The organism is Sphingomonas astragali, from assembly GCF_051400615.1.
In the GTDB taxonomy this organism is placed as follows: domain Bacteria; phylum Pseudomonadota; class Alphaproteobacteria; order Sphingomonadales; family Sphingomonadaceae; genus Sphingomonas.
Genome location: NZ_JBLFFH010000001.1, coordinates 1,557,911 through 1,582,320 on the forward strand (window position 1 = coordinate 1,557,911; position 24,410 = coordinate 1,582,320).

A 24,410-nucleotide genomic window follows, 5' to 3' on the forward strand; every position below is an offset into this window, starting at 1 on the left:
CCCATGTCCCGCTTCGAGCACGTCCCGCACCGCCGCGCGATCATCGATCGTCGCGTCATCGCCGATGCGCTCGCCGCGCTGGAGGCGAAGGACACCGCCGCGCTCCGCCGCGCCGCTACCGATCGCCTGAAGCAGGCGCTCGACGCCGGCCGCGCCGAGATCGCGCGGCGCTTCGCCGAGCATCCCTCGCGCGGGCTGGAGGCGGCGGCCGCCGGCGCTTTCCTGCTCGACCAGATCCTGCGCCTGCTCTGGGACTTCACCGTCCAGCGGCTCTACCGCAACACCAACCCCACCGCCGCCGAGCGGATGACGCTGATCGCGGTCGGCGGCTACGGCCGCGGCGAGATGGCGCCGCATTCGGATGTCGACATCGGCTTCCTCACCCCGTGGAAGCAGACCGGCTGGTGCGAGCAGGTCATCGAATCGATGCTCTACTCGCTGTGGGACATGGGGCTGAAGGTCGGCCATTCCTCGCGCTCGCTCGACGAGATGGTGCGCGAGGCGAAGAAGGACGTGACGATCCGCACCGCGCTGCTCGAGGCGCGCTACGTCTGGGGCGACACCGATCTCTACGAGGAGGCCGCGCGCCGCTTCAAGCTGGAGGTCGAGGCCGGCACGGTGCGCACCTTCATCGCCCAGAAGCTCGCCGAGCGCGACGAGCGCCACCGCAAGATGGGCGACAGCCGCTACGTCGTCGAGCCCAACGTCAAGGAGGCCAAGGGCGGCCTGCGCGATCTCCACACGCTCTTCTGGATCGGCAAATATATCTACAACGTCGCCAGCGCCGCCGAACTGGTCGACAAGGGCCTGCTCACCCGCGCCGAATACCGCCAGTTCCACCGCGCCGAGAATTTCCTGTGGGCGGTCAGGTGCCATCTCCACCTGATCGCCGGCCGCGCCGAGGACCGGCTCACCTTCGACCTCCAGCGCGAGATCGCCGAGCGGATGCGCTATTCCGACCGGCCGGGGAAGTCGAAGGTCGAACGCTTCATGCAGTTCTACTTCCTCCAGGCGAAGGTGGTCGGCGACCTGACCGGCGTGTTCCTGGCGCATCTGGACGAGCAGTTCGCCGCGCGCGGACGGCGCTTCTTCAACCTGCCGACGATCCGGCGGCGTCCGCGCAAGCTCAAGGGCTTCGTCCTCGACCGCGGCCGTCTCGCGCTGCCGCGCGACAGGTTCTTCGCCGAGGACCCGGTGCGCCTCGTCGAGATGTTCGCGCTCGCCGAGCAGCACGGCCTGGAGATCCACCCGCTGGCGATGCGTGCCGCCGCGCGCGACGCCAAGCTGGTCGACGACGTCCGGGGCGATCCGCGCGCCAACGCGCTGTTCCTCGACCTGCTGACGTCTAAACGGAGTCCGGACACGGTGCTGCGCTGGATGAACGAGGCGGGCGTGTTCGGCCGCTTCGTGCCGGATTTCGGCCGCGTCGTCGCGCAGATGCAGTTCGACATGTACCACCATTACACCGTCGACGAGCACACCATCCGCGCGATCGGCCTGCTGGCGAAGATCGAGCGCGGAGAACTGACGGACGATCATCCGCTCGCCACCGGCCTGTTCCCGCAGATCGTCTCGCGGCGCGCGCTCTACGTCGCGGTGCTGCTCCACGACATCGCCAAGGGGCGCGGCGGCGATCATTCGCTCCTGGGGGCCGAGGTCGCCGAGCGGCTCGGCCCGCGCTTTGGCCTGACGCCCGCCGAGACGGAGATGGTGGCGTGGCTGGTGCGCTGGCACCTGCTGATGTCGGCGACCGCGTTCAAGCGCGACCTCAGCGATTTCAAGACGATTCTCGATTTCGCCGAGCAGGTGCAGAGCCCGCAGCGGCTGATGATGCTGCTGGTGCTGACCATCGTCGACATCCGCGCGGTAGGGCCGGGCGTGTGGAACGGCTGGAAGCGCCAGCTTCTCCACAATCTCTACGAGAGCGCCGAGGAGGTGCTGCGCCTCGGCCATAAGCAGCGCGGCCGCGGCGAGCGGGTCGCCGCCAAGCAGGCCGAACTGGCGGCGGCGCTCGACTGGGACGGCGAGCACATGGCGAGCTTCGTCCGGCGTCTGCCCGAAAGCTATTGGGTGGCCGAGCCGGTCGATGTGCTGGAGGCCAACGCCCGCCTCGTCGAGCGCGCCGGCGGCGAGCAGCTGTTCATCGACGCGCGGCCCGATGCCGAGCAGGGCGCGACGCTGGTGACGGTCTATGCCGCCGACCACCCCGGCCTGTTCTACCGCATCGCCGGCGCGATCCACGCCGCCGGCGGCAACATCATCGACGCGCGCATCCACACCACCCGCGACGGCATGGCCCTCGACAACTTCCTGGTCCAGGACCCCTTGGGCCGCCCCTTCGATGACGCCGGCCAGCTCGGCCGGATCAGGACCGCGATCACCGAAGCGTTGGCCAACCGCTTCAAGCTCAACGACCGTCTCAGGGCCAAGCCGCTGCCGCGCCCGCGCGCGGATGCCTTCCCGATCGAGGCCAACGTGCTGATCGACAACAATGCCTCGAACCGCTTCACCGTGATCGAGGTCAACGCCCGCGACCGGCCGGCGCTGCTCCACCATCTCGCGCACGCCTTGTTCCAGTCGCGCGTGACGATCCGTTCGGCGCACGTCGCCACCTATGGCGAACGGGCGGTCGATACCTTCTATGTCACCGACCTCTTCGGCGATAAGATCATCGCCGCCGGCCGCATCAAGGCGATCGAGAAGCGGCTGCTGGCGGCGGCCGAGGGCGACGGAGCGCTCGATATCGCCGCCTGACAGGGGAGAGACACGATGCCGGTGCTCGGATTTGGCGGCTTCTTCTGGCGTGCGCAGGACCCGGAGGGGCTCAGCGCCTGGTACAAGGAACATCTCGGCATCGGTGCCGGCTGTGCCGCCGACGAGGCGGGCGAGCCCAGCGAATGGGCCTGGCACGTGCAGGGCGGTCCGGTGGTGTTCCAGCCGTTCGAGGCGGGTACCGATTATTTCGCGGCGGACAAGCAGTTCATGCTGAACCTGCGCGTGCGCGACCTCGAGGGGATGTTGGAGCAGCTCAACGCGGTGGGGATCGAGATCGTCACCAAGGACGAATGGGATTCGCCCGAGACCGGCAAGTTCGCCCGCATCCACGATCCCGAGGGCAATGCGATCGAGCTGTGGGAACCGCCGACGAGCTGACGGTCCCGCCCCTTCCAAATCGGCCGAGGCATCCCACCTGAGGCGCGCCGCCGTCCGGCGGTCCTTCCCCAGGTGGAGACATGACATGGAATTCCGTCAACTCGGCCGCTCGGGCCTCAAGGTGCCGGTGCTCAGCTTCGGCACCGGCACGTTCAACCGCGACCACAAGTTCTTCAACACCTGGGGCAAGACCGACGTCGGCGAGGCGACCCGGCTGGTCGACATCTGCCTGGACGCGGGCGTCAACTTCTTCGACACCGCCGACATCTATTCGGCCGGCACGTCGGAGGAAATCCTGGGCGAGGCGCTCAAGGGCAAGCGCGACAGGGCGCTGATCTCGACCAAGGCGACCTTTCGGGCGGGCGACGGCCCCAACGACGTCGGCTCCTCCCGCTACCACCTTGTCCGCGCCTGCGAGGCGAGCCTCAGACGGCTCGGCACCGACCACATCGATCTCTATTTCATGCACGGCTTCGACGCGACCACGCCGGTCGACGAGACGCTGCGGGCGCTCGACGACCTCATCACCAGCGGCAAGATCGGCTATATCGGCGCGTCCAACTTCTCCGGCTGGCACCTGATGAAGTCGCTGGCGACATCGGAGAAATACGGTCTCGCGCGCTACGTCGCCTACCAGGGCTATTATTCGCTGATCGGCCGCGACTATGAATGGGAGCTGATGCCGCTCGGCCTCGACCAGGGCGTCGGCCTGATGGTGTGGAGCCCGCTCGGCTGGGGCCGCCTCACCGGCAAGATCCGCCGCGGCGAGGACAAGAGCGGCCGTATCGCATCGGGTGGTGCGGTCGGCGGCCCGCCGGTCGACGACGAGTATCTCTATTCCGTGGTCGACGTGCTGGAGGCGATCGCCGGCGAGACCGGCAAGTCGGTCCCCCAGGTCGCGCTCAACTGGCTGCTGAGCCGGCCGACGGTCGCCAACATCGTGATCGGCGCCCGCAACGAGGAGCAGCTCAGGTCCAATCTCGACGCGGTCGGCTGGTCGCTCGCGCCCGAGCAGATCGAGCGCCTGGACGACGCCAGCCGCCGCACGCCCGCCTATCCCTATTGGCACCAGATGGACTTCGACGATCGCAACCCGAAGCCGACGCGGTGGTAGCCCTACTGTCCCTCTCCCTTTGGGAGAGGGAAGGAGCCGCCGAAGGCGGCGGGCGGGTGAGGGTGACTGCGGCGAGCGAGGTTACCCTCACCCTCCCACCGGCTGCGCCGGGCGGGCCCCTCCCTCTCCCAGAGGGAGAGGGGAATCGGATAGCTAGATTTGGTCGAGATGCCCATTCCGACCGCGTCAGCCGGGAGCTCCCGAAGTCAATGGTTAGCGGACATTCACAGCGTCTATCTATCGAATGGATGTACGGCTGCGAATGAGCCTGTACCGGCAGTTCGATTTATGAATCAGCACCCGCTCACCTCGCCCGCTTCTGCCACACCCGCACGTAATCGACCTCCATCCGCGCCGGAAACGCGGCCGGGTCGATCCCCTGATCCCCACCCCAGCCGCCGACGGCGACGTTGAGGATCAGATACTGCGGCTTGGCGAACGGCCAGGTGGCGGGATCGCCCTTATGGTCGTTGTCGAAGCGCATGTAGGCGCGCCCGTCGACGCCGATCAGGATGCGGTCCGCGGTCCAGTCGAGCTGATAGGTGTGGAAGGCGGTGCAGGCGTCCGGCACCTGCCTTTCGGCGGTCCTCTGCGTCCTGGCGACGTGGTTGTAGGTCTTGGTGTGGACCGATCCATGGATCGTCCCCGGCGTCTGGCCGACATGCTCCATGATGTCGATCTCGCCGAGCGCGGGCCAGCCGGCGCCGGAATCCGATCCCAGCGTCCAGATCGCCGGCCAGTTGCCCTTGCCGCAGGCGAGCTTGGCGCGGATCTCGAAGAAGCCGTAGGTCCAGTCGGCGATGCCTTGAGTGAGGAGCTTGGCGGAACTGTAGTCCTGCCCGCCGTAATCGGCCTGCTTCTCAAGCCGCTCCCGGCGCGACTCGATGATCAGGTGACCGTCCTCGACCCGCGCATTCTCGCGCCGGTCGGCCGCATAATATTGCAGCTCGTTGTTCCACCAGCCCTCGCGGTTGCGCGCGGTGTCGTAGCGCCATCTGGCGGGATCGGGCAGGCCGGGTGTGTCGAACTCGTCGGCCCACACCTGGACATAGTCCTTCGGCACCGCGATTCGCTCGTCGGTCGCCGCGGGAGCCGGGGGTGTGGCGATGGTCTGGGCGGCGGCGACCGCGGGCGGCAGCATCGTCAGCGCCGCCGCGAGCCACCGCCGCAGCCGCATCACTTCGGCGCCAGCACCATCAGCATCTGGCGGCCTTCCATGCGCGGATAGCTCTCGACCTTCGCATCCTCGGCGGTGTCGTCCTGGACGCGCTTCAACAGGTTCATGCCGAGCTGCCCGTGCGAAAGCTCGCGCCCGCGGAAGCGCAGCGTGACCTTCACCTTGTCGCCCTCGGCGATGAACTTGTGGATCGCCTTCATCTTCGTATCATAGTCATGATCGTCGATGTTCGGACGCATCTTGATCTCCTTGATCTCCTGCGTCTTCTGCGACTTGCGGGCGGCGTTGGCCTTTTTCTGGGCCTCGTACTTGTACTTGCCGACGTCGAGGAACTTGGCGACCGGCGGATCGGCGTTGGGCGATACTTCGACCAGGTCGAGACCCAGCTCCTGCGCCTGCTCCATCGCCTCGCGCGTGTACATCACACCCAGATTCTCGCCCTCATGGTCGATCACGCGGACCTTGGGCGACTGGATGAATTCGTTGAACCGGGGGCCGTTCATCGGCGGCGCCTGCATCGGCCGGCGCATCGTGGGAGGACGGATAGGTATTGCTCCTTTGGTAGCTATGGAAGGCGCTATATAGGCCTTTTGCGGGCCTCAAGAAAGAGCGCGACATGACGATCCCGCGTGCGACGGAATTTCATCTGAACGCCGGGCTGTCGCAAGAACCCTTCCCGCTAAGTGATCAGCAATGTGCGGCTCTCTGCAGAGGTCATGCCGTCCGTTGGACGGATGGAGTCGGGCAGCTCGACAGGCTGCCTGGCCAATATGAGCTTCTTGATGGTTGGCTGATCATGAAGCGATGACGGGGCGAGACGACGTCACTGCAAGTCCGGCGGAAGCGCTTCCCCCACGAGCCGCGTGACGATCTCATCGAGTCCGACGATCTCCTGCCGCTCGCTGCCGAGGCGCCGGACGGCGACGGTGCCTTCCTCCGCCTCGCGCTTGCCGACGACGAGCAGCACCGGGACCTTCGCCACCGAATGCTCGCGGACCTTGTAGTTGATCTTCTCGTTGCGAAGGTCCGCCTCGACCCGCAGCCCTGCGGCGGCGAGCTTCGCCGTCACCGTCTCGGCATAGTCGTCGGCGTCGGAGACGATCGTCGCCACCACCGCCTGCACCGGCGCCAGCCACAGCGGGAAGCGGCCGGCGTGATGCTCGATCAGGATGCCGATGAAGCGCTCGAAGCTGCCCAGGATCGCGCGGTGGAGCATGATCGGGCGATGGCGCTCGCCGTCCTCGCCGACATAGCTCGCGTCGAGCCGCTCGGGCAGCACCGTATCGGTCTGGATCGTGCCGACCTGCCACGTCCGACCGATCGCGTCGGTCAGGTGGAATTCGAGCTTGGGCGCGTAGAAGGCGCCTTCGCCCGGCAGTTCCTCCCAGCCATAGTCCTCGGTGTTGCGCCCGGTCGCCGCCACTGCGTCGCGCAGCGACTGCTCGGACCAGTCCCACATCTTCTCGCTGCCGAAACGCTTGTCGGGGCGCAGCGCCAGCTTGATCGCATATCGCTCGAAGCCCAGGTCCTTGTAGACCGAGTCGAGCAGGTCGATGAACTTGGCGACCTCCTCGACCAGCTGGTCCTCGCGCACGAAGATGTGCGCGTCGTCCTGCGTGAACTGGCGCACGCGCATGATGCCGTGGAGCGCCCCGTGCGGCTCGTTGCGGTGGCAGCAGCCGAACTCGGCCATGCGGATCGGCAGGTCGCGGTAGCTCTTGATGCCCTGGCGGAAGATGAGGACGTGCGCCGGGCAGTTCATCGGCTTCAGCGCCATCAGGTCGGCGGTGCCGCTGAAGATCGCCGCGTCGTCCTCGGTGTTCGGAATCTCGTCGGGCACCACGAACATGTTCTCGCGATACTTGCCCCAATGGCCCGACTGCTCCCACTGGCGCGCGTCCATCAGCTGCGGCGTCTTGACCTCGGCATAGCCGCCCGCGTCGAGCCGGCGGCGCATGTACGCCTCCAGCTCGCGCCAGATGATGTAGCCGTTGGGGTGCCAGAACACGCTGCCCTGCGCCTCGCTCTGGAGGTGGAACAGGTCCATCTCCTGCCCGATCTTGCGGTGGTCGCGCTTGGCCGCCTCCTCCAGCATGTGGAGGTGGGCGTCGAGCTGCTTCCGGTTGAGCCAGCCGGTGCCGTAGATGCGCGAGAGCATCGCGTTCTTCTGGTCGCCGCGCCAATAGGCGCCCGACACGCGCGTCAGCTTGAAGGCGTTGGGATCGAGCTTCCCCGTCGAGGCGAGATGCGGCCCCCGGCACATGTCGAGCCAGTCGCTGCCGGACCAATAGACCGTCAGCTCCTCGTCCTCGGGCAGCTCGGCCGCCCATTCGGCCTTGAACGTCTCGCCCTGCGCCTTCCAGCGCTCGATCAGCTGCTCGCGCATCCATACCTCGCGGCGGAGCGGCTTGTCGGCGGCGATGATCCTGCGCATCTCGGCCTCGATCGCCGGCAGGTCTTCCTCGGTGAAGGGACCGTGCTCCGGTGACGGCGCGAAGTCATAGTAGAAGCCGTCCTCGGTCGCCGGACCGAAGGTGATCTGCGTGCCGGGGAACAGGTTCTGCACCGCCTCCGCCAGCACATGCGCATAGTCGTGGCGCGCGAGCTCCAGCGCATCCTTCTCGTCGCGGCTGGTAATCAGCGCGAGGCCGGCGTCATGTTCCAGCGGGCGGGTGATGTCGCGCAGCTCGCCGTCGACCCGCGCCGCGATCGCCGCCTTGGCGAGGCCGGGGCCGATCGCCGCGGCGATGTCCGCCGGCGTGGTGCCGCGCGCGACCTCGCGGACCGAGCCGTCGGGAAGCGTGATCTGGAGCGTGTCGTTCATCATTCCGTCCTGCGAATCCGGCGTGCCTAATGCACTGGCGGGCGCCCGGAGTGAAGCGGCAGGAACGAGAGGACGGGCGCCGGCTCCTCCCGTTCCCCGGGCGGAGCCTTCGGCCTGTCGGTCAGCGCTGGGTGCCCGAGCCGAAGTCCCCCCGGAGAGCCGGGGTGGCGGTAGTTTCGGTGAGGGCAAGCGGGCGCCGCATGTCGTCCATATAGGCGAGGCGGGTCATCCAGGCTAGGCCCGCGGACGCATCGTCATTGTCGTACGCGACAAGGAAGGGCATCGAGCATATCTAGGCAGCCCAACCCAACAGGAATTCGGATCATGCCTCGCCAGCCGTGCGCCGCCGCCATCATCCCCTGCAACGATCTCGATATCGCCGAAATATGGTGGAACCGCCTTGGCTTCAGCCGCCCGGTGGACCAGGGTTATGACGACTATCGGATGCTCTCGGACGGCGAAGGCGGCGAGGTGCATCTCAACCGCGCGGTCGAAGGCTGGCTGGTACCCGGCCGCAATCCCTTCGGCGTCTACATCTACACTCCGCGTGTCGAGGCCATCGCCGCGGAAATGCGCGACGCGATCATCGAACGCGAGAAGCGCCCGACCCACAAGGAATGGGGCATGTACGAGTTCGCTCTCAATGGCCCCGACGACCTGCTGGTCCGGATCGGCTGGCCGAGCGAGGTGATCCTGGAGTGATCCCACTCAGTCGTGCTCCTGCATAGGCAGGAGCTCTGGAGACGAGGCGTTTCGCTTGCGGTCTGGGCTCCTGCCTTCGCAGGAGCACTGGGACGGCTAGGCCACCCCGAACGGCACCACCATGTTGAGCGTGGCGTGCCCGATGCTGGCGCGCCCCAGATAGGGCACGCCCATCTCCTTGCACCAGCGCTCCATCATCTGCTCCAGCGTCTCGCCGAACTCGACCTCGGTGTCGCCGTCGGGTACGTCGGTCACGGCGCCGAGCCGCACGCCGGCGATGCCGCGCAGCTGCGTCGCGTTGGCCATCTGGAACAGCATCCGGTCGATCCGGTAATAGGATTCCGACACCTCCTCGAGATAGAGGATATGGTCGGTGAGGTCCGGCACCCACGGCGTCCCCAGCATCGCCGTCAGGATCGCGAGGTTGAACGCCGCCGCCGGCCGGCCGTCGAGCGTCGGCTCCAGTACTTTGCGGTCGCGGTCGACCAGCCAGCCGAGCGCCCGTCCCACCGGCATCCCGCCGCTCGCCTCGCTGACGTTCGACGCCATCGGCCCATGCACCGGCTTGCCGATGCGCCGGGCATAGAGCGCACCCAGCAGGAAGCCCATGTCGGAAAAGCCCATGTAGCTCTTCTCGCGCGCTGCGGGCCCCAGCTGCGGCATCACCGTCTCGAGGATACGGTTGGAGCCATAGCCGCCGCGCGCGAACCAGATCGCGTCGACCGCGGGATCGTTGGCATATCTGAGGAACGTCTCGGCCCTGAGCGCATCCGGCCCGGCGAAATGCCCCTCCACCACGAAGCATTGCGGATCGAACACCAGCTCGACCTGCGGGTAGTAGAGCGCCGCGAACGCCGCCACGCGCGCGGCCCCGGCCTGGCTGATCGAACGTGCGGGGGCGCAGACCGCGATGCGCATTCAGGTCACCTTCCGTTCGACACCAATGCGGCAAGCCTCCCTTGCCCTCGACTGGCGGGACGGATAGCCCGCGCTGATGCTTTCCGGCAAATCCTTCTTCTTCGTCGGCGTCGGCGGCTCGGGCATGATGCCGCTGGCGATGATCCTCGCCGGCCGCGGCGCCCATGTCGCGGGATCGGACCGCAGCCTCGACCAGGGCCGCGTCCCCGCCAAGTTCGATGCCCTGCGTGCGCTCGGCGTCGCGCTGTTCCCGCAGGACGGCAGCGGCATCACGTCGCCCGACCAGACCGTGGTCGCCTCGGCCGCGGTGGAGGCGACCGTGCCCGACATGGTGGCGGCAAGCCGCGTCGCCGCTCCGCGCATGAGCCGCGCCGAGCTGCTCGCCAGCCTGTTCAACCAGGCCGCGCTGCCGATCGGCGTCGCCGGCACCAGCGGCAAGTCGACCGTCACCGGCATGATCGGCTGGATCCTCCACGCCGCCGGCCGCGATCCCACGGTGATGAACGGCGCGGTGATGAAGAACTTCGCCTCGGCGCACGCGCCCTTCGCCAGCGCGCTGGTGGGGCAGGGCGACGCCTTCGTCAGCGAGGTCGACGAGAGCGACGGCTCGATCGCGCTCTACCAGCCCAGGATCGCGGTGCTGAACAACGTCAGCCTCGACCACAAGTCCCTGGACGAGCTCAACGCCCTGTTCGCCGCCTTCATCGCCAAGGCGGAAGTGGCGGTGGTCAACACCGGCAATGCCGAGGCCGCCCGCCTCGCCATGGCCTTGCCCCGCAATCGGCTGGTGACGGTGGCGGTGGAGGAGCCGGCCGACCTCACCGCTTCCAGCATCGCCGAGGAGCCGTTCGCGGTCGCCTTCGATCTCGCCGAGGCCGGGGGGACGGTGCGTGTCCGCCTCGCCGTCCCCGGCCGTCACAACGTCGCCAACGCGCTCGCCGCGATCGGCGCCGCGCGCGGGGCGGGCATTCCGCTTGGGCAGGCGGCACAGGCGATCGCCGGCTTCACCGGCCTCAGGCGCCGCTTCGAGCTGGTCGGCGAGGGCGGCGGCGTCGCCGTGATCGACGACTTCGGCCACAACCCCGACAAGATCGCCGCCACGCTCGCGACGCTCCACGCCTTCCCTGGCCGGCTGCTCCTGCTGTTCCAGCCGCACGGCTACGGTCCGCTCAAGGTGATGCGGCGCGAGCTGGTCGAGACCTTCGTCACGGGCCTCGCCGCCGAGGACCTGCTGGTGCTGCCGGACCCGGTCTACATGGGCGGCACCGTCACCCGCGAGGTGACCAGCGCCGACATCGTCACCGACGTCGCCGCCTCGGGCCGCCATGCCCTCCACATCCCGGATCGCGCCGCCGCCGCCGCCCGTCTGGTCGCCGACGCAAGGTCCGGAGATCGCATCGTCGTGATGGGCGCCCGCGACGATACGCTGAGCCTATTGGCGGCGGAGATGGTCGAATCGCTCCGCCGCCGCAGCTGATTCCGTCGCAATTAAAGGGACTCCCGCAAGCATTTGAGCTAAGCTGCTCCGGCTGGATCAGGAGGCTATGATGCGATTCCCGATACTGCTTGCCGCGGCCCTGTCGATCCCGGGTGCGGCCGTCGCCCACCACGGCTGGAGCAGCTACGACGCCACCAAGGTGCTGAAGGTCACCGCCCCGCTCACCAGCGTCTCCTGGGGCAACCCGCACGGCGGCGCCAAGGTCGCCTGGCAGGGCAAGACCTGGGCCGTGGTGCTGGCGCCGGTCGCCAGGATGGAGGCGCGGGGTCTCACCCGCGAGATGCTGACGAGCGGCAAGCCGGTGACGCTCGAAGGCTATCCGCGCAAGGACGGCACGCCAGAGATGCGGATCGAGCGCGTCACCGTCGCCGGAAAGACGGTCGAGCTGCGCTGACTTGATCGAGGGATTCGCCGCGGCGATTGAGGCCAGCGCCTTCGGCACGGCCGCGCGCGAATCGGCGTGGCTCTATCCGGCCGCCAACCTCGTCCACCTGCTCGGGCTGGTCTGCCTGGTCGGCGGCATCGGTGTGGTCGACCTGAGGCTGGTCGGCGCCTTCCGCGCGCTGCCGCTGCCGGCGCTGTCGCGTGCGCTCGTCCCGGTCGCGGTCGCCGGCCTCGTCATGCTGGCGGCAAGCGGCACCGTCCTGTTCGCCGCGGACGCGACCGCGCTGGTCCGCTCGCCGCGCTTCCTGCTCAAGCTGGCGCTCATCGCAATCGCGCTCATCAACGCGCTGGCCTTCCGCTTCCGGTGGCGAGGTGAGGAGGCGCCGTCCTGGCCGCTGCGGGCGATTGCCGGCGCCTCCATCCTCCTCTGGCTCACCGTCGCCGCGCTCGGCCGCCTGATCGCCTACGCCTAGAAGAAGGTAGCCGCCCTGCCCGCCGCCTTCGCCAGAGCGCCGGGCGCCTGGCGACAAAGTGAGTTGACGCTCCCCCGCCGCTGGGCTCCAACGGGACGACGGGGGAGAATCGCGATGGACATGCAGCGGGAGGCGGCGCCGCACAGCGCCTTCGAGTTCCACGGCGACTGGCGTGAGTTCGCGCCGATCGCCTTCACCAACCTGTTGCTGACGATCGTCACGCTCGGCATCTACGCCTTCTGGGCGCGCACCCGCGAGCGGCGCTACCTGTGGAGCCGCACCCGCTTCATCGACGACCGGCTCGAATGGACCGGCACCGGGCTGGAGCTGTTCGTCGGCTATCTGATGGCGCTGCTGTTCTTCCTGCTGCCGCTCGCGCTGCTCAACCTGCTGCTCCAAGGCATGATCCTGCGCGGACATCCCGGCGCGGCGGGGCTGCTGTTCTTCGTCGTCTACATCGTGCTGCTCTACCTGATCGGCGTCGCGATCTTCCGCGCGCTGCGCTATCGGCTCAGCCGCACCTTCTGGCACGGCATCCGCGGCGGCAGCGATACGCAGGGTCTTGCCTATGGCTGGCAGCATCTGTGGCGCTCCGTGCTCGGCTTCCTCGCGCTTGGGTTGATGGTGCCCTGGTCGATGACCAGCCTGTGGAACCGGCGCTGGCGCGAGATGAGCTTCGGCCCCTACCGCTTCGAGGCGAATGCCGACTGGAACCACATCATCGGCCGCTATCTGCTGTTCTATCTGGTGCCGATCGCGCTGTTCGCCGGCGCGTTTCTGATCGGGCTCATGGCCGCGATGACCGCGCGCCTGGGCCAGGAGCCCGGTGCCGTGGCAATCGCCGTGATGGTCGTCTTCGTCCTCGGTTTCTACGGCCTGCTCGGCGTAGTCGCGCTGTTCTTCTACTCGGCCTATTACCGCGAGGCGGTGGGCGCGCTGGAGCTGGGGCCGCTCGCCTTCGATTTCACCGCGCGGACCAGGGACTGGATCATGCTGTTCCTCGGCAACATTGGCCTGGTGCTGGTGACGCTCGGCGTGGGCCTGCTGTTCGTGCCCTACCGCAACTGGAAGTTCTTCATCACCCACCTCGAGGCCTATGGCGAGCTCCACCTCGATCAGCTGACGCAATCCGCCACCCGCGCGCCGACGCAGGGCGAGGGGCTGCTCGATGCGTTTGACGTGGGTGCCTTCTGATGAAGGCGGGCGATGTCGGCGCCTTCTGACGCCGCTGCGGTCTGGCATTACGACGGCCTCAGCGCCGTCCGGCGCGAGGCGCTGCTGGTGCCGGAGGGGACGGGCTTCACGCTGATCGAGGGCGGGGAGGTCATCGGCCCCTTCGCCTTCGCCGACCTCGTCGGCCACGGGCGCATCGACGGCCGGCACCAATATGGGCTGAAAGGCCGTCCCGGCTGGCGGATCGCCCTCGCCGAGCCGATCTCCTCCGCGGTGCTGGTGCGGTTGCCCGGCGAGCAGCGCTATGGCGGGATCGTCGACAGGCTGGGCCTCGTCTACGGCACGCTGATCTTCGCCGGGATCGCGGCGCTCGCGCTGCTCGGCCTGTCCTTCGCGCCCTCGGTGGCGGCGCGGCTGATGCCGCCGGTGGTGGAGCGGCGGCTCGGCGACCTGATGGTCGGCGATTTCGGCGGCCGCACCTGCAACGCGCCCGCCGGCGCCGCCGCGCTCCAGGCGCTGACCGAGCGGCTCGGCCCCGCGGTCGGCGACGCCGACATCCGCGTCGTCAACGTGCCGATCGTCAATGCGGTGACGCTGCCCGGCGGCCATGTGCTGATCTTCCAGGGGCTGCTCCGCGATGCCAGGTCGCCCGACGAGGTCGCCGGCGTGATCGCGCACGAGCTCGGCCATGTCGCGCACCGCGACGTGCTCGCCTCTCTGATCCGCCAGCTCGGCCTCAGCGTGGTGCTGGGCGGCCTCGACGGCAACGTCGGCGGCTATACCAACGCGCTGCTCTCCGCCGGCTACAGCCGCGGCGCGGAAGCCGATGCGGACAGCTTCGCGATCGACGCGCTTAGGGAAGCGCAGGTCTCGCCGCTCGGCACCGCCGCCTTCTTCGACCGGCTCGGCAGGGGCGAGGCGAAGCTCGGCACGTCGCTGCGCGTGCTCGGCTATCTCTCCAGCCATCCGCTGTCGAGCGACCGCCAGCGCCTGTTCCGCGCCAGCGCCCGGAGTCAGGGTTATCGTCCCGCCCTCGACCCGCAACAATGGGCGGCGCTCCGCACCATCTGCACCGCCGATCCCGACGTCGGCAAATCCGAGATGCGGTTCTAGGCCGTGTTTGACGTCCGGCATCGGACGGCCTCCGCGTCGAATGTCGAGGCCCCGGCCTCCTTGCAATGTAGGATTTCGTTTGCTTGGCTTGGTGCGGTCCGATCCGCGCAGGCGTCGTCCGCTCTTTGATCCCGTTGATTTCCTCCATGCCGCGTCCACGGCGCATCCGCGTCGCGCATGTGTCGCGTCAGCGCCGCGTCCACGTCGCTTGCGTGGCGCGTGCTCGACGCGTTCCGGGCGCATCGGCTCGCACACCTGCCCGGAGTCAATTTAGTCAACATTTTCGGGTGTCCTGATACCGGAAGCGCCATCCGGAGCCGGGGCCGTTCTACCCGTGACTTTCGTGACCTTCGACGGATTTCCGCGGGTTTCCGGCGCCTGTCGCAAAGCGCGGCGGCCACCAGTTTGTCCCGCTCGCCAGATTGGCGGGACTTGGGGCCACGCCCCCAAATGGCTCAGCTGATTGTCAACGGAACTAGGGTCCAGACCCATGAATGGCGACGGCGATCGTACGAAATCGCTGTCCTGCATCCCTCCGGATATGGCAGGGCAGGCCTCGACTCGGATACCCGGCCGGGGCTTGCGTGGATGGACGTGAGCAGAGTCAATTTAGTCAACTTTTCGGTCAACATTTTCGCATGACCCGACGCCAGCTCGCCTATCACCACACCCCCGGCGCAGGCCCGACGGTGATGTTCCTGCCGGGCTATGCCTCGGACATGAACGGCACCAAGGCGCTGGCGATCGAGGACTGGGCACGCTCGCAGGGCCGGGCCTGCCTGCGCTTCGACTATTCGGGCTGCGGCGCCAGCCCCGGCCGGTTCGAGGACGGCACGCTCGACCTCTGGCGCGACGACGCGCTCGCCCTGATCGGCGATGTCGCCGAGGGGCCGGTCGTGCTGGTCGGTTCGTCGATGGGCGGCTGGATCATGCTGCTGGCGGCGCTCGCCCGGCCGGACCGGATCGCCGGGCTCGTCGGCATCGCGCCGGCGCCCGACTTCACCGACTGGGGTTTCACCCAGGAGCAGAAGATGACGCTCCTCGAACAGGGCCGGCTGGAGCAGCCCTCGCCATATGCGCCCGAGCCGACCGTCACCACCCGCGCCTTCTGGTCGTCGGGCGAGGCCAACCGGCTGCTGCACGGGGCGATCGCCATCGACGCGCCGGTCCGCCTCGTCCACGGCCAGGCCGATCCCGATGTGCCGTGGACGCTGAGCCTCGACCTCATGCGCCTCATCCGTTCACCCGACGTGCAGGCGATCTTCGTCAAGGACGGCGACCACCGCCTCTCCCGCGAGAGCGACATCGCGCTGATCCTGCGCACGATCGAAGGCCTGCCATGATCCTGCTGCCGCTGCTCCTCCAGACCGTCGCGCCGGTCGAGGCGCCCGAGGCGCGCTTCGACCGCTGCGTCGATCTCGCCACCGGCGCCAATCCGGCTGCGGGCGAGGCGGAGGCCTCGGCCTGGCGGCTTGCCGGCGGCGGCTTCCTTGCTCGCCAGTGCCTCGGCATGGCCTATGCACGTTCGGGCAAATTCGCCGGCGCGGCGGGCGCCTTTTCGGAGGCGGCGCACGAGGCCGAGGTCGCGCACGATGCCCGCGCCGCCAATTATTGGGCGCAGGCGGGCAACGCATGGCTGGCGGCGGGCGATCCGGTAAAGGCGCGCGCGGCGCTCAATGCGGCGCTCTCCAGCGGCACGCTCACCGGCCTTCCGCTCGGCGAGGCGCAGCTCGACCGCGCGCGCGCCGCCGTCGCCGCGGGCGATCTCCCGGCCGCGCGCGACGATATCGACAAGGCGCTGGCGAGCGCCGCCGACGATCCGCTCGCCTGGCTGCTCTCGGCGACGCTGGCACGGCGGATGGGCGACCTCGATCGCGCGCGGAAGGACATCGGCGAGGCGCTCAAGCGCTCGTCGGACGACGCCGCAGTTCAGCTCGAAGCAGGCAACATCGCCGCCGCCGCGGGCGACGAGACCGGTGCCAAGGCGGGATGGCGGAAGGCGGCCGAGCTGGCGCCGGACAGTCCCGCCGCGGCGGCGGCGCGCAAGGCGCTCGCCCAGTTCGACGCGAAATAGCGCCGTCGGCCGGCTTTCGCCGGAGGGACGGGAACATTATCTGGCGAGCGTCGGCTTTGAGGGAGGCGCGCAGCGATGAAATATCTCCATACCATGATCCGCGTCGCCGATCCCGACGCGACGATCCGCTTCTTCGAGCTGCTGGGCCTCGAGGAGGTCCGGCGGATGGAGAATGAGAGGGGCCGCTTCACCCTCATTTTCCTCGCCGCGCCCGAGGACCTGAACGGCCCCGGCGAGCGCGCCCGCGCCGAGGTGGAGCTGACCTACAACTGGCCGCCCGAGAACGGCGAGGCCGAGGTCTATACCGGCGGGCGCAACTTCGGGCATCTCGCCTATCGCGTCGACGATATCTACGAGACCTGCCGGCGGCTGATGGACGCCGGCGTCACCATCAACCGCCCGCCGCGCGACGGCCATATGGCGTTCGTGCGCACCCCCGACGGCATCTCGATCGAGCTGCTCCAGGACGGCGTGCTCGAGCCGGCCGAGCCCTGGGTATCGATGCCCAACACCGGCGAGTGGTGATGGCGCGCTGGCCTGACCGCCGATTGCTCGACCTGACCGGCGCCGAAATACCGATCGTGCAGGCACCGATGGCCGGTTCCGGCGGTGTGCCGCTGGCGGCGGCGGCGCTGCGGGGCGGTGCGCTCGGTTCGCTGCCCTGCGCGATGCTGACGCCGCAGCAGCTGGTGGTGCAGGCGGCGGAGCTCCGCGATCGGGCTGATGGGCCGATCAACCTCAATTTCTTCTGCCACGACCTGGTGGAGGCCGACGACAGCGCCTGGCGGGAGGTGCTGGCGCCCTTCTATGCCGAGGAGAGTGTGGAGCCCGGCCCGCCGCCACCGCTCCGCCGTCCGTTCGACGCGGCGATGGCCGAAGCGGTCGAAGCCGTGCGGCCGGAAGTGGTGAGCTTCCATTTCGGCCTGCCGGCGCCGGAATTGCTCGACCGGGTACGGCAGGCGGGCGCGGCGATATTCGGCAATGCGACGACGGTGGAGGAGGCCCGCTGGCTGACGGAGCGCGGTGTCGACGCAGTGATCGCCCAAGGGGGAGAGGCCGGTGGCCACTCCGGCTGGTTCCTGGACGGGCATCGGCCGACACCGCTTGCCGAGCTGCTGCGGGGCATTCTGGGCGCGGTCCGGCTGCCGGTGATCGCGGCCGGCGGTATCGCCGATGCTCGTATCGCCGCCGCGGCGCTGTCGGTCGGAGCGAGCGGGTTGCAGATCGGCACCGCCTATCTCGCGACGCCCGAAAGTAGCGCGAGTGCGCCGCACAGGGCGCTGCTCGGCACGCCGGTCGAGACGGTGTTCACCACGCTCTTCTCGGGCCGACAGGCGCGCGGCATCCGCAACCGGTTGATCGAGGCGCTAGGCCCGACCCACGCGGCGGTGCCGCCTTTTCCCCATGCTTCGGCCGCGCTGGCGCCCCTCCGGGCAGCCGCCGAGGCCGACGGGCGGGGCGATTATTCGCCGATGTGGGCCGGCACCGGCGTCGCCCGGGCCCGTGCCGAGCCGGCCCAGGCCCTCACCGAACGGCTCGCCGCCGAAACCCTCGCGCTTCTGGAGATCCTATCATGAGCGACCTCGAGATCGTCCGCGTCCCCGCCTTCGACGACAATTACATCTGGCTGGTCCATGATCCCGTGTCGAACGAGACGCTGGTGGTCGACCCGGGCGATGCCGCTCCCACGCTCGCCGCGGCGAAGGAGCGCGGGTGGACGATCACGCAGATCTGGAACACCCACTGGCACCCCGATCACGTCGGCGGCAACCAGGCGGTCAAGGGCGCGACCGGGGCGGTCGTCACCGGTCCGGCGGCGGAGGCGGCCAGGATTCCCACGCTCGACCGCACCGTTGCCGAGGGTGATACGGTGAAGCTCGGCGCCCATGTCGCGCGGGTGCTCGACACCCCCGCCCATACCGCCGGCCACATCAGCTACGTGTTCGACCAGGACAGGCTGCTCTTCCCCGGCGACACCATCTTCGCGATGGGCTGCGGCCGGTTGTTCGAGGGGACGGCGGCGGACATGTATGCCGCCATGCGCAAATATGCCGCGCTGCCGCCGGAGACCCGCGTGTTCGCGGCGCACGAATATACCCAGTCGAACGGCCGCTACGCCCTCGTCGCCGAGCCCGACAACGAGGCGATCCAGGCGCGCATGGCCGAGGTCGACCGCCTGCGCGCGGCGGGCGAGGCGACGCTGCCCACCACCATCGCCGAGGAGCTTGCCACCAACCCCTTCCTGCGCGCATCATCGCCGGAGGAACTGGGCGAGCGCCGCGGAGCGAAAGATGCTTTCCGCGGTTGACTCCGTCATGGTTCACATGGGGACCATGGAGGTTGCGATGAAACCGATTGCCCTGTGTTGCTTACTTCTGGTTGCCGGCTGCACCGCCACGGCCGAGGATGTTGCCCGCGCCGATGCGGCGCAGGCGCGCGAGCAGGCGCGGCTCGACAAGGCGCTGGCGGGCTATCAACCCGGCAAGCCGCAGACCTGCATCAACCCGTTCGGCAATTCCAACGTCTCGATCTACGGTGAGACGCTGCTGTACCGCGACGGGAGCCGCTACTGGCTCAACAAGCCGACCGGCGGCTGTTTCGGCCTGAAGCGCGACGACATCATCGTGACGAAGAGCTACGGCGGCCAGCTCTGCCGCGGCGACATCGTCCGCACCGTCGACCGCAGCAGCGGCTTCCCGAGCGGGGCCTGCTCGTTCGGCGATTTCGTGCCCTACGCCAAGCCGCGGAGCTAGGGCGGTGCGGGCCGGGTTGCTGATCGCGCTCGCCCTCGCCGGCTGCGCGGGCGACCAGGAGCGCATGGCGAAGGCGGAGCGGCGCGAGGCAAGCGAGCTCGCCTCGCGCCTGGAAGGCCGCATCGCCGGCAAGCCCGAGCGCTGTGTCGACGTGCAGCGGCTTCAGGGGCCGCAGCCCTACGGCGGCACGACGCTGATCTATAACGACGGATCGCGGCTGTGGCGAAACGACGTCATCGGCCAATGCCCGGGCCTATGGGGCGATCCGGTCGTCATCGCCGAGGTCTACGGCAGCCAGCTCTGCCGCAACGACCGCTTCCGCACCGTCCAGCGCGGCGGCGGCAACATCCCGTCGGGCTACTGCCGCCTCGGCGATTTCGTGCCGTATACGAAGCGCTAGAGAACATACCGGCTGAGGTCGGTGTTGCGGGCGATGCTGGCGAGCTGGCGGTCGACATAGGCGGCGTCGATCGTCAGCTTGGCGCCGGCGCGGTCCTCGGCGTCGAAGCTCACTTCCTCGAGCAGCTTCTCCATCACCGTCTGCAGGCGGCGGGCGCCGATGTTCTCGATTTCCGCGTTGACCTCGGCAGCGATGCGGGCGACGGCGCGGATGCCGTCTGCGGTGAAGTCGATCGTCACCTCCTCGGTGCCGAGCAGCGCCTTGTACTGCTCGGGCAGCGACGCCTTGGTGTCGGAGAGGATCGCGACGAAATCCTCCTCCGTCAGGCCCTTCAGCTCGACGCGGATGGGGAGGCGGCCCTGGAGCTCGGGCAGCAGGTCGCTCGGCTTGGCGACGTGGAACGCGCCCGAGGCGATGAAGAGGATGTGGTCGGTCTTCATCGGCCCGTATTTGGTCGCGACGGTGGTGCCCTCGATCAGCGGCAGCAGGTCGCGTTGCACGCCCTCGCGGCTCACCGAGCCGCCGCGGACGTCCGACACCGCGATCTTGTCGATCTCGTCGAGGAAGACGATGCCGTTCGCCTCCGCATCCGCCAGCGCGGTGCGGCTGACCTCGTCCTGGTCGAGGCGCTTGTCGGCCTCCTCCTCGACCAGCTTGGCCCAAGCGGCGGGGACGGGGAGCTTGCGGCGCTTGAGGTTCTGCTGGCCGAACGCCTTGCCCATCATCTCGCCGAGGTTGATCATGCCGACCTGGCCGCCCCCCGGAAGCTCGAACGGCATCTGCGGCGCGGCTTCCAGCTCGACCTCGATCTCGGTGGTGTCGAGATGGCCCTCCTGGAAGCGCTGGCGGAAGGCGGTGCGGGTCGCCTCGCTGGCGCCCTTGCCGGTCAGCGCATCGAGCAGGCGCTGCATCGCCGCCTCCTCTGCCTTGTCCTTGACCACGGCGCGGCGGCGCTCCTTCTCGAGCCGTATCGCCTCCTCGACCAGATCGCGGGCGATCTGCTCGACGTCGCGGCCGACATAGCCGACCTCGGTGAACTTGGTCGCCTCGACCTTCACGAACGGCGCGTCGGCGAGCTTGGCCAGGCGGCGGCTGATCTCGGTCTTGCCGCAGCCGGTCGGGCCGATCATCAGGATGTTCTTGGGGCTGACCTCGTCGCGCAGCTCCGGCGGCAGCTTCTGGCGGCGCCAGCGGTTGCGCAGCGCCACGGCGACGGCGCGCTTCGCCTCGGCCTGGCCGATGATGTGCTCGTCGAGTGCGCGGACGATGGCTTTGGGGGTGAGGTTGTCGTTCATTTCCATTCCGTCGCCCCGGCGCAGGCTGGGGCCGCTACATGAGCTATATGAAAGGGCGTCGTGCGAGCAACGTGGCGGCCCCGGCCTGCGCCGGGGCGACGGTCACGTCTCACTGTCCAGCGTCTCCGTCGTCAGCCGGTCGTTGGTGTAGACGCAGACGTCGGCGGCGATCGCCATCGCCTTGCGGCAGATCGCCTCGGCGTCCTGCTCGTAATCGACCAGCGCCCGCGCGGCGGCGAGGGCATAGTTGCCGCCCGATCCGATCGCCGCGATCCCGCCCTCCGGTTCCAGCACGTCGCCGTTGCCGGTGACGACCAGCGTCACATGCTTGTCGGCGACGATCATCATCGCCTCCAGGTTGCGCAGATACTTGTCGGTCCGCCAGTCCTTGGCGAGCTCGACAGCGGCGCGCAGCAGCTGGCCCTGGTGCCGCTCGAGCTTGGCCTCGAGCCGTTCGAACAGGGTGAAGGCATCCGCCGTCGCGCCGGCGAAGCCGCCGATCACCTCGCCGTCGCCGAGGCGCCGCACCTTCTTGGCGTTGGGCTTCATGACGGTCTGGCCCTGGGAGACCTGGCCGTCGCCGATCACGACGACGCGGCCGTTCTTGCGCACGGAGAGGATGGTGGTGCCGTGCCACACCGGTGTAGTCCCGCTCATGGCGCCGGATATGGGGAGCGGCCCCGAGCGCAATCAAGGCTTGTGCAATCAAGGCTTCCCACAAGCGGCGTAGCGGCGCATCGTTGCATCAGCGACTCGAACAGCAAGGGGACTTCGAGATGGCTACGACACCTCCACCTGCACCGACACCTTCGCCGGCCACCGGCGGCATGATCGACCGGATCAAGAACATCCTGCTCTCGCCCAAGCCCGAATGGGATCGGATCGACGCCGAGCCGATGACCGAGAAGGGCATCTTCACCGGCTGGGTGCTGCCGCTTGCGGCGATCGGGCCGGTCGCGAGCCTCATCGGCGGCCAGGTCTTCGGCTACGGCGCCTTCGGCGTCGTGGTGAGGCCGTCGCTGACCACCGGGATCGGCATGGCGATCCTCGGCTATGTGCTCGCGGTGATCGGCGTCTGGGTGCTGGCGAAGATCGTCGACTGGCTCGCCCCCAACTTCGGCGGGACCCGCAATCCGGTGTCGGCGCTGAAGGTGGTCGCCTTCTCCTACACCGCCAGCTTCGTCGGGGGCATCTTCGGGCTGGTGCCGATGCTCGGCATCCTCGGCGTGCTGTTCGGCCTCTACAGCCTCTATCTCCTCTATCTCGGCCTGCCGCGGCTGATGAAGGCGCCGCAGGACAAGGCGCTCGGCTACACGGTCGTGACGGTCCTGTGCGCGATCGTGCTCTACCTCGTCATCGGCGGGATCGTCGGCGCGGTCTCCGCCCGCTTCATGGGCCCGGCCATGTTCGGCGCCGGCACCACGGCCGGGTCGGTCGAGCTGCCCGGCGGCGGATCGGTCGACCTCGCCAAGCTGGAAGCCGCCGCCAAGCGGATGGAGGCGAGCGCCAACGCAGCACAGGCCGCCGCGGCGGCCGGATCGGTCGGCGCGGCGGGCGCGGCGACGGTCAAGCCGATCGATCCCGGTGCGCTCCAGACGCTGCTGCCCACCGCGGCGGCGGGCTGGAACCGCACCGCGGTCGAGAGCGCGAGCGCGGGCGCGGGCGGCGTCGCCGGGTCGAGCGCCAAGGGCGACTACGCCCGCGGTAGCGACACCGCCGAGCTCAGCGTCACCGACATGGGCGGAATGGGTGCGCTCGCCGCGCTCGGCAGCGCGTTCAACGTCCAGGCCAACCGCACCACCGAGACCGGCTTCGAGAAGACCGGGCAGGTCGACGGCCGGATGACGACCGAGAAATGGGACAGCGGGTCGCGGCACGGCGCATATTCGACGGTGGTGGCGAACCGGTTCGTCGTGTCGGTGGAAGGGCAGGCCGACAGCCTCGATACGCTGAAGGCGCTGGCGGCGACGGTGAACCCGGGGACGCTGGAAGGAATGGCGAGGTAGTTCGCAAAATCCTCCCCGGCACGGGGAGGGGGACCATTCGCGCCAGCGAAATGGTGGAGGGGGTTCGCCGCCGGCGATCTGCCGGGAGGCGGCCCCTCCACCACGACGCTTCGGCTTCGCGTCGCGGTCCCCCTCCCCGTGCCGGGGAGGAGCTTCTCACTACTTCTCCACCCCCTTCATCTTCCCCCATTGCCTTGCGACGGTATAGCCGAGGTAGCCCGTCGCGAAGAGGGTGTAGAGCGGCTCGGGGATGCCGCTGAGATAGCCGTTCATGCCCCTGGCGATCGCCTCCGCCGTCGCCGGCTGCACCGCGGCGATCAGGCCCATCGGGATGCTCCACAGCAGCAGCGCGTACATGACGTAGAGGAAGCTCGGCCGCGCCCGGCTGGTCCAGGGGTCGGCCGACTGCGCCTCGGCGAGCACCGCCGCCATCTGCGCCTTGACCAGCTCCATCTCCTGGCTGCCCTGGAGCCTCAGCAGCTCCAGCTTGGCGGCGTCGCGCGCCTTGGGATCGGGGATGATCTTGTCGATGAGGCCGGCGACCGGCCCGATAAGTCCTTCGAGAATGCCCATTGTCCGCTCCGAATGTTGACCGCGGTTGACCGAAAATGTTGACTAAATTGACTCAGGTCGCGCTTGCCGGCGGCACCGCGGACGGCCGTCGAAAGTCACGAAAGTCGCACCTGCTTCGTGTACGCGCGCGAGTCATGGCGAACCGATCCGGTTCGCAAGCCAGCCGTAGAGGAACGCCTCATTGGCCGGCCGCCGCTCGGCGAGGCTGATGTAATATTCGCCCTGCAGCGCCTCGAGCGCCTTGAGCAGCACGGCTTCGCCCTCGGCGCCGCGCGTGTCGGCGAAGCCGGCGAGCGCCGCCAAGGTGAGCGGGCCGATCTGTCCGTCGACGGCGATGTCCGGATAGTCGCTCCCGTTGCGGTTGAGCGCGTTGAGCACGCGCTGAAGGAATCGGGCCGCGACCGCCGGTCCCATGTTGACGCCGGTGTCGAACAGCTCGGCCGCCACGCGCGGGGCATGATCGGCGACGCGGTCGAAGCCCGGCTCGATCCAGTAGACGCGGCGGTAGATCGCCTCGGCCTGTTCGCGCGGAAAGCTCCGCATGTCGCCGGTGTAGCCGTGCTGCCGTGCGGTCGACTGGGTGATGCCCCAGCGCGTGGGTCCGCCGCGGTCGGCTGGATGGTTGGAATAGCCGCCCTCGCGGGCGATGATTTCGTCGATCAGTTGGTCGATATCCATGTGCGCCTCCTTCGAGTCGCGGATGATAACCAAATAGGTTCTATGTAGGAAAGTTGATTTTGACGAATGGGTTGGGGCGGTAACGTATGGCTGTTGTGGCTC

General features: G+C 68.6%; 26 protein-coding genes. 17 read left to right on the top strand and 9 right to left on the bottom strand.

Going from position 1 to position 24,410, the window contains the following annotated elements; translation table 11 throughout:
* Nucleotides 1-3: 3 nt before the first annotated feature.
* From ACMGER_RS07565 to ACMGER_RS07575, 3 genes are all read left to right on the top strand, one after another.
* Nucleotides 4-2,754: a [protein-PII] uridylyltransferase gene (locus ACMGER_RS07565; RefSeq protein ID WP_436811467.1), complete on the top strand. Its 2,751-nt coding sequence runs from the start codon at nt 4-6 to the stop codon at nt 2,752-2,754.
* Between the two features lie 15 nt (nt 2,755-2,769).
* Complete coding sequence (locus ACMGER_RS07570) at nt 2,770-3,153, top strand: VOC family protein (RefSeq protein WP_436811468.1); 384 nt, start codon at nt 2,770-2,772, stop codon at nt 3,151-3,153.
* An 85-nt stretch (nt 3,154-3,238) separates the two neighbouring features.
* Nucleotides 3,239-4,267, top strand: coding sequence for an aldo/keto reductase (locus tag ACMGER_RS07575; protein ID WP_436811469.1), 1,029 nt, complete (start codon nt 3,239-3,241; stop codon nt 4,265-4,267).
* A gap of 304 nt (nt 4,268-4,571) precedes the next feature.
* On the opposite strand, the gene ACMGER_RS07580 is transcribed toward ACMGER_RS07575, so the two are convergent.
* The 4 genes from ACMGER_RS07580 to ACMGER_RS07595 form a co-directional block, all read right to left on the bottom strand.
* A complete protein-coding gene (locus ACMGER_RS07580; protein WP_436811470.1) occupies nt 4,572-5,444 on the bottom strand; it encodes a glycoside hydrolase family 16 protein in 873 nt (290 codons plus the stop codon).
* Nucleotides 5,444-5,974, bottom strand: coding sequence for a translation initiation factor IF-3 (infC, locus tag ACMGER_RS07585; RefSeq protein ID WP_436811471.1), 531 nt, complete (start codon nt 5,972-5,974; stop codon nt 5,444-5,446). Before infC ends, ACMGER_RS07580 begins: the two co-directional genes overlap by 1 nt.
* A gap of 293 nt (nt 5,975-6,267) precedes the next feature.
* The gene (thrS, locus tag ACMGER_RS07590; RefSeq protein WP_436811472.1) at nt 6,268-8,268 is read right to left on the bottom strand and encodes a threonine--tRNA ligase; all 2,001 of its coding nucleotides are present in this window, start codon (nt 8,266-8,268) and stop codon (nt 6,268-6,270) included.
* 121 nt (nt 8,269-8,389) lie between these two features.
* Nucleotides 8,390-8,551, bottom strand: a complete 162-nt coding sequence (locus tag ACMGER_RS07595) for a hypothetical protein (RefSeq protein ID WP_436811473.1) — start codon at nt 8,549-8,551, stop codon at nt 8,390-8,392.
* Nucleotides 8,552-8,592: 41 nt separating this feature from the next.
* Here ACMGER_RS07595 and ACMGER_RS07600 point away from each other — a divergent pair, with 41 nt between their 5' ends.
* Nucleotides 8,593-8,970, top strand: a complete 378-nt coding sequence (locus tag ACMGER_RS07600) for a VOC family protein (RefSeq protein ID WP_436811474.1) — start codon at nt 8,593-8,595, stop codon at nt 8,968-8,970.
* 96 nt (nt 8,971-9,066) lie between these two features.
* On the opposite strand, the gene ACMGER_RS07605 is transcribed toward ACMGER_RS07600, so the two are convergent.
* Entirely contained in the window at nt 9,067-9,888 is an 822-nt protein-coding gene (locus ACMGER_RS07605) for an LD-carboxypeptidase (protein WP_436811475.1), read from the bottom strand.
* A gap of 76 nt (nt 9,889-9,964) precedes the next feature.
* Here ACMGER_RS07605 and ACMGER_RS07610 point away from each other — a divergent pair, with 76 nt between their 5' ends.
* The 12 genes from ACMGER_RS07610 (at nt 9,965) to ACMGER_RS07665 (ending at nt 19,756) form a co-directional block, all read left to right on the top strand.
* Nucleotides 9,965-11,365, top strand: coding sequence for a glutamate ligase domain-containing protein (locus tag ACMGER_RS07610; RefSeq protein WP_436811476.1), 1,401 nt, complete (start codon nt 9,965-9,967; stop codon nt 11,363-11,365).
* Between the two features lie 70 nt (nt 11,366-11,435).
* Nucleotides 11,436-11,780 (top strand): DUF6152 family protein, encoded by a 345-nt coding sequence (locus tag ACMGER_RS07615; RefSeq protein WP_436811477.1) that lies wholly within the window; start codon nt 11,436-11,438, stop codon nt 11,778-11,780.
* 1 nt (nt 11,781) lies between these two features.
* Nucleotides 11,782-12,243: a DUF6644 family protein gene (locus ACMGER_RS07620; protein WP_436811478.1), complete on the top strand. Its 462-nt coding sequence runs from the start codon at nt 11,782-11,784 to the stop codon at nt 12,241-12,243.
* Between the two features lie 114 nt (nt 12,244-12,357).
* Nucleotides 12,358-13,437, top strand: a complete 1,080-nt coding sequence (locus ACMGER_RS07625; protein ID WP_436811479.1) for a YjgN family protein — start codon at nt 12,358-12,360, stop codon at nt 13,435-13,437.
* Nucleotides 13,438-13,449: 12 nt separating this feature from the next.
* On the top strand, nt 13,450-14,529 hold the full coding sequence (locus ACMGER_RS07630; protein ID WP_436811480.1) for a M48 family metallopeptidase: 1,080 nt from the start codon (nt 13,450-13,452) through the stop codon (nt 14,527-14,529).
* A gap of 638 nt (nt 14,530-15,167) precedes the next feature.
* A complete protein-coding gene (locus ACMGER_RS07635) occupies nt 15,168-15,872 on the top strand; it encodes an alpha/beta fold hydrolase (RefSeq protein WP_436811481.1) in 705 nt (234 codons plus the stop codon).
* A complete protein-coding gene (locus ACMGER_RS07640; protein WP_436811482.1) occupies nt 15,869-16,603 on the top strand; it encodes a tetratricopeptide repeat protein in 735 nt (244 codons plus the stop codon). The genes ACMGER_RS07635 and ACMGER_RS07640 overlap by 4 nt, the downstream gene beginning before the upstream one ends.
* Before the next feature lie 75 nt (nt 16,604-16,678).
* Nucleotides 16,679-17,128 (top strand): VOC family protein, encoded by a 450-nt coding sequence (locus ACMGER_RS07645; protein WP_436811483.1) that lies wholly within the window; start codon nt 16,679-16,681, stop codon nt 17,126-17,128.
* Nucleotides 17,128-18,180, top strand: a complete 1,053-nt coding sequence (locus tag ACMGER_RS07650) for an NAD(P)H-dependent flavin oxidoreductase (protein ID WP_436811484.1) — start codon at nt 17,128-17,130, stop codon at nt 18,178-18,180. Before ACMGER_RS07645 ends, ACMGER_RS07650 begins: the two co-directional genes overlap by 1 nt.
* Complete coding sequence (gloB, locus tag ACMGER_RS07655) at nt 18,177-18,911, top strand: hydroxyacylglutathione hydrolase (protein ID WP_436811485.1); 735 nt, start codon at nt 18,177-18,179, stop codon at nt 18,909-18,911. Before ACMGER_RS07650 ends, gloB begins: the two co-directional genes overlap by 4 nt.
* A 37-nt stretch (nt 18,912-18,948) precedes the next feature.
* Entirely contained in the window at nt 18,949-19,356 is a 408-nt protein-coding gene (locus ACMGER_RS07660) for a hypothetical protein (RefSeq protein ID WP_436811486.1), read from the top strand.
* Nucleotides 19,357-19,360: 4 nt separating this feature from the next.
* Nucleotides 19,361-19,756, top strand: a complete 396-nt coding sequence (locus ACMGER_RS07665) for a hypothetical protein (protein WP_436811487.1) — start codon at nt 19,361-19,363, stop codon at nt 19,754-19,756.
* Here ACMGER_RS07665 and hslU read toward each other — a convergent pair.
* Nucleotides 19,753-21,051: an ATP-dependent protease ATPase subunit HslU gene (gene hslU / locus ACMGER_RS07670; protein ID WP_436811488.1), complete on the bottom strand. Its 1,299-nt coding sequence runs from the start codon at nt 21,049-21,051 to the stop codon at nt 19,753-19,755. The genes ACMGER_RS07665 and hslU overlap by 4 nt on opposite strands.
* 102 nt (nt 21,052-21,153) lie before the next feature.
* Nucleotides 21,154-21,708, bottom strand: a complete 555-nt coding sequence (hslV, locus tag ACMGER_RS07675) for an ATP-dependent protease subunit HslV (RefSeq protein WP_436811489.1) — start codon at nt 21,706-21,708, stop codon at nt 21,154-21,156.
* 119 nt (nt 21,709-21,827) lie between these two features.
* On the opposite strand from hslV, the gene ACMGER_RS07680 reads away from it, so the two are divergent.
* Nucleotides 21,828-23,057 (top strand): Yip1 family protein, encoded by a 1,230-nt coding sequence (locus tag ACMGER_RS07680; protein WP_436811490.1) that lies wholly within the window; start codon nt 21,828-21,830, stop codon nt 23,055-23,057.
* 159 nt (nt 23,058-23,216) lie between these two features.
* Here ACMGER_RS07680 and ACMGER_RS07685 read toward each other — a convergent pair whose 3' ends face one another.
* Nucleotides 23,217-23,630 carry a holin family protein gene (locus ACMGER_RS07685; RefSeq protein ID WP_436811491.1) on the bottom strand — a complete coding sequence of 138 codons (414 nt, stop codon included), beginning with the start codon at nt 23,628-23,630 and terminating at the stop codon, nt 23,217-23,219.
* 132 nt (nt 23,631-23,762) lie between these two features.
* Nucleotides 23,763-24,308 (bottom strand): glycoside hydrolase family 108 protein, encoded by a 546-nt coding sequence (locus ACMGER_RS07690; RefSeq protein WP_436811492.1) that lies wholly within the window; start codon nt 24,306-24,308, stop codon nt 23,763-23,765.
* Between the last annotated feature and the right edge of the window lie 102 nt (nt 24,309-24,410).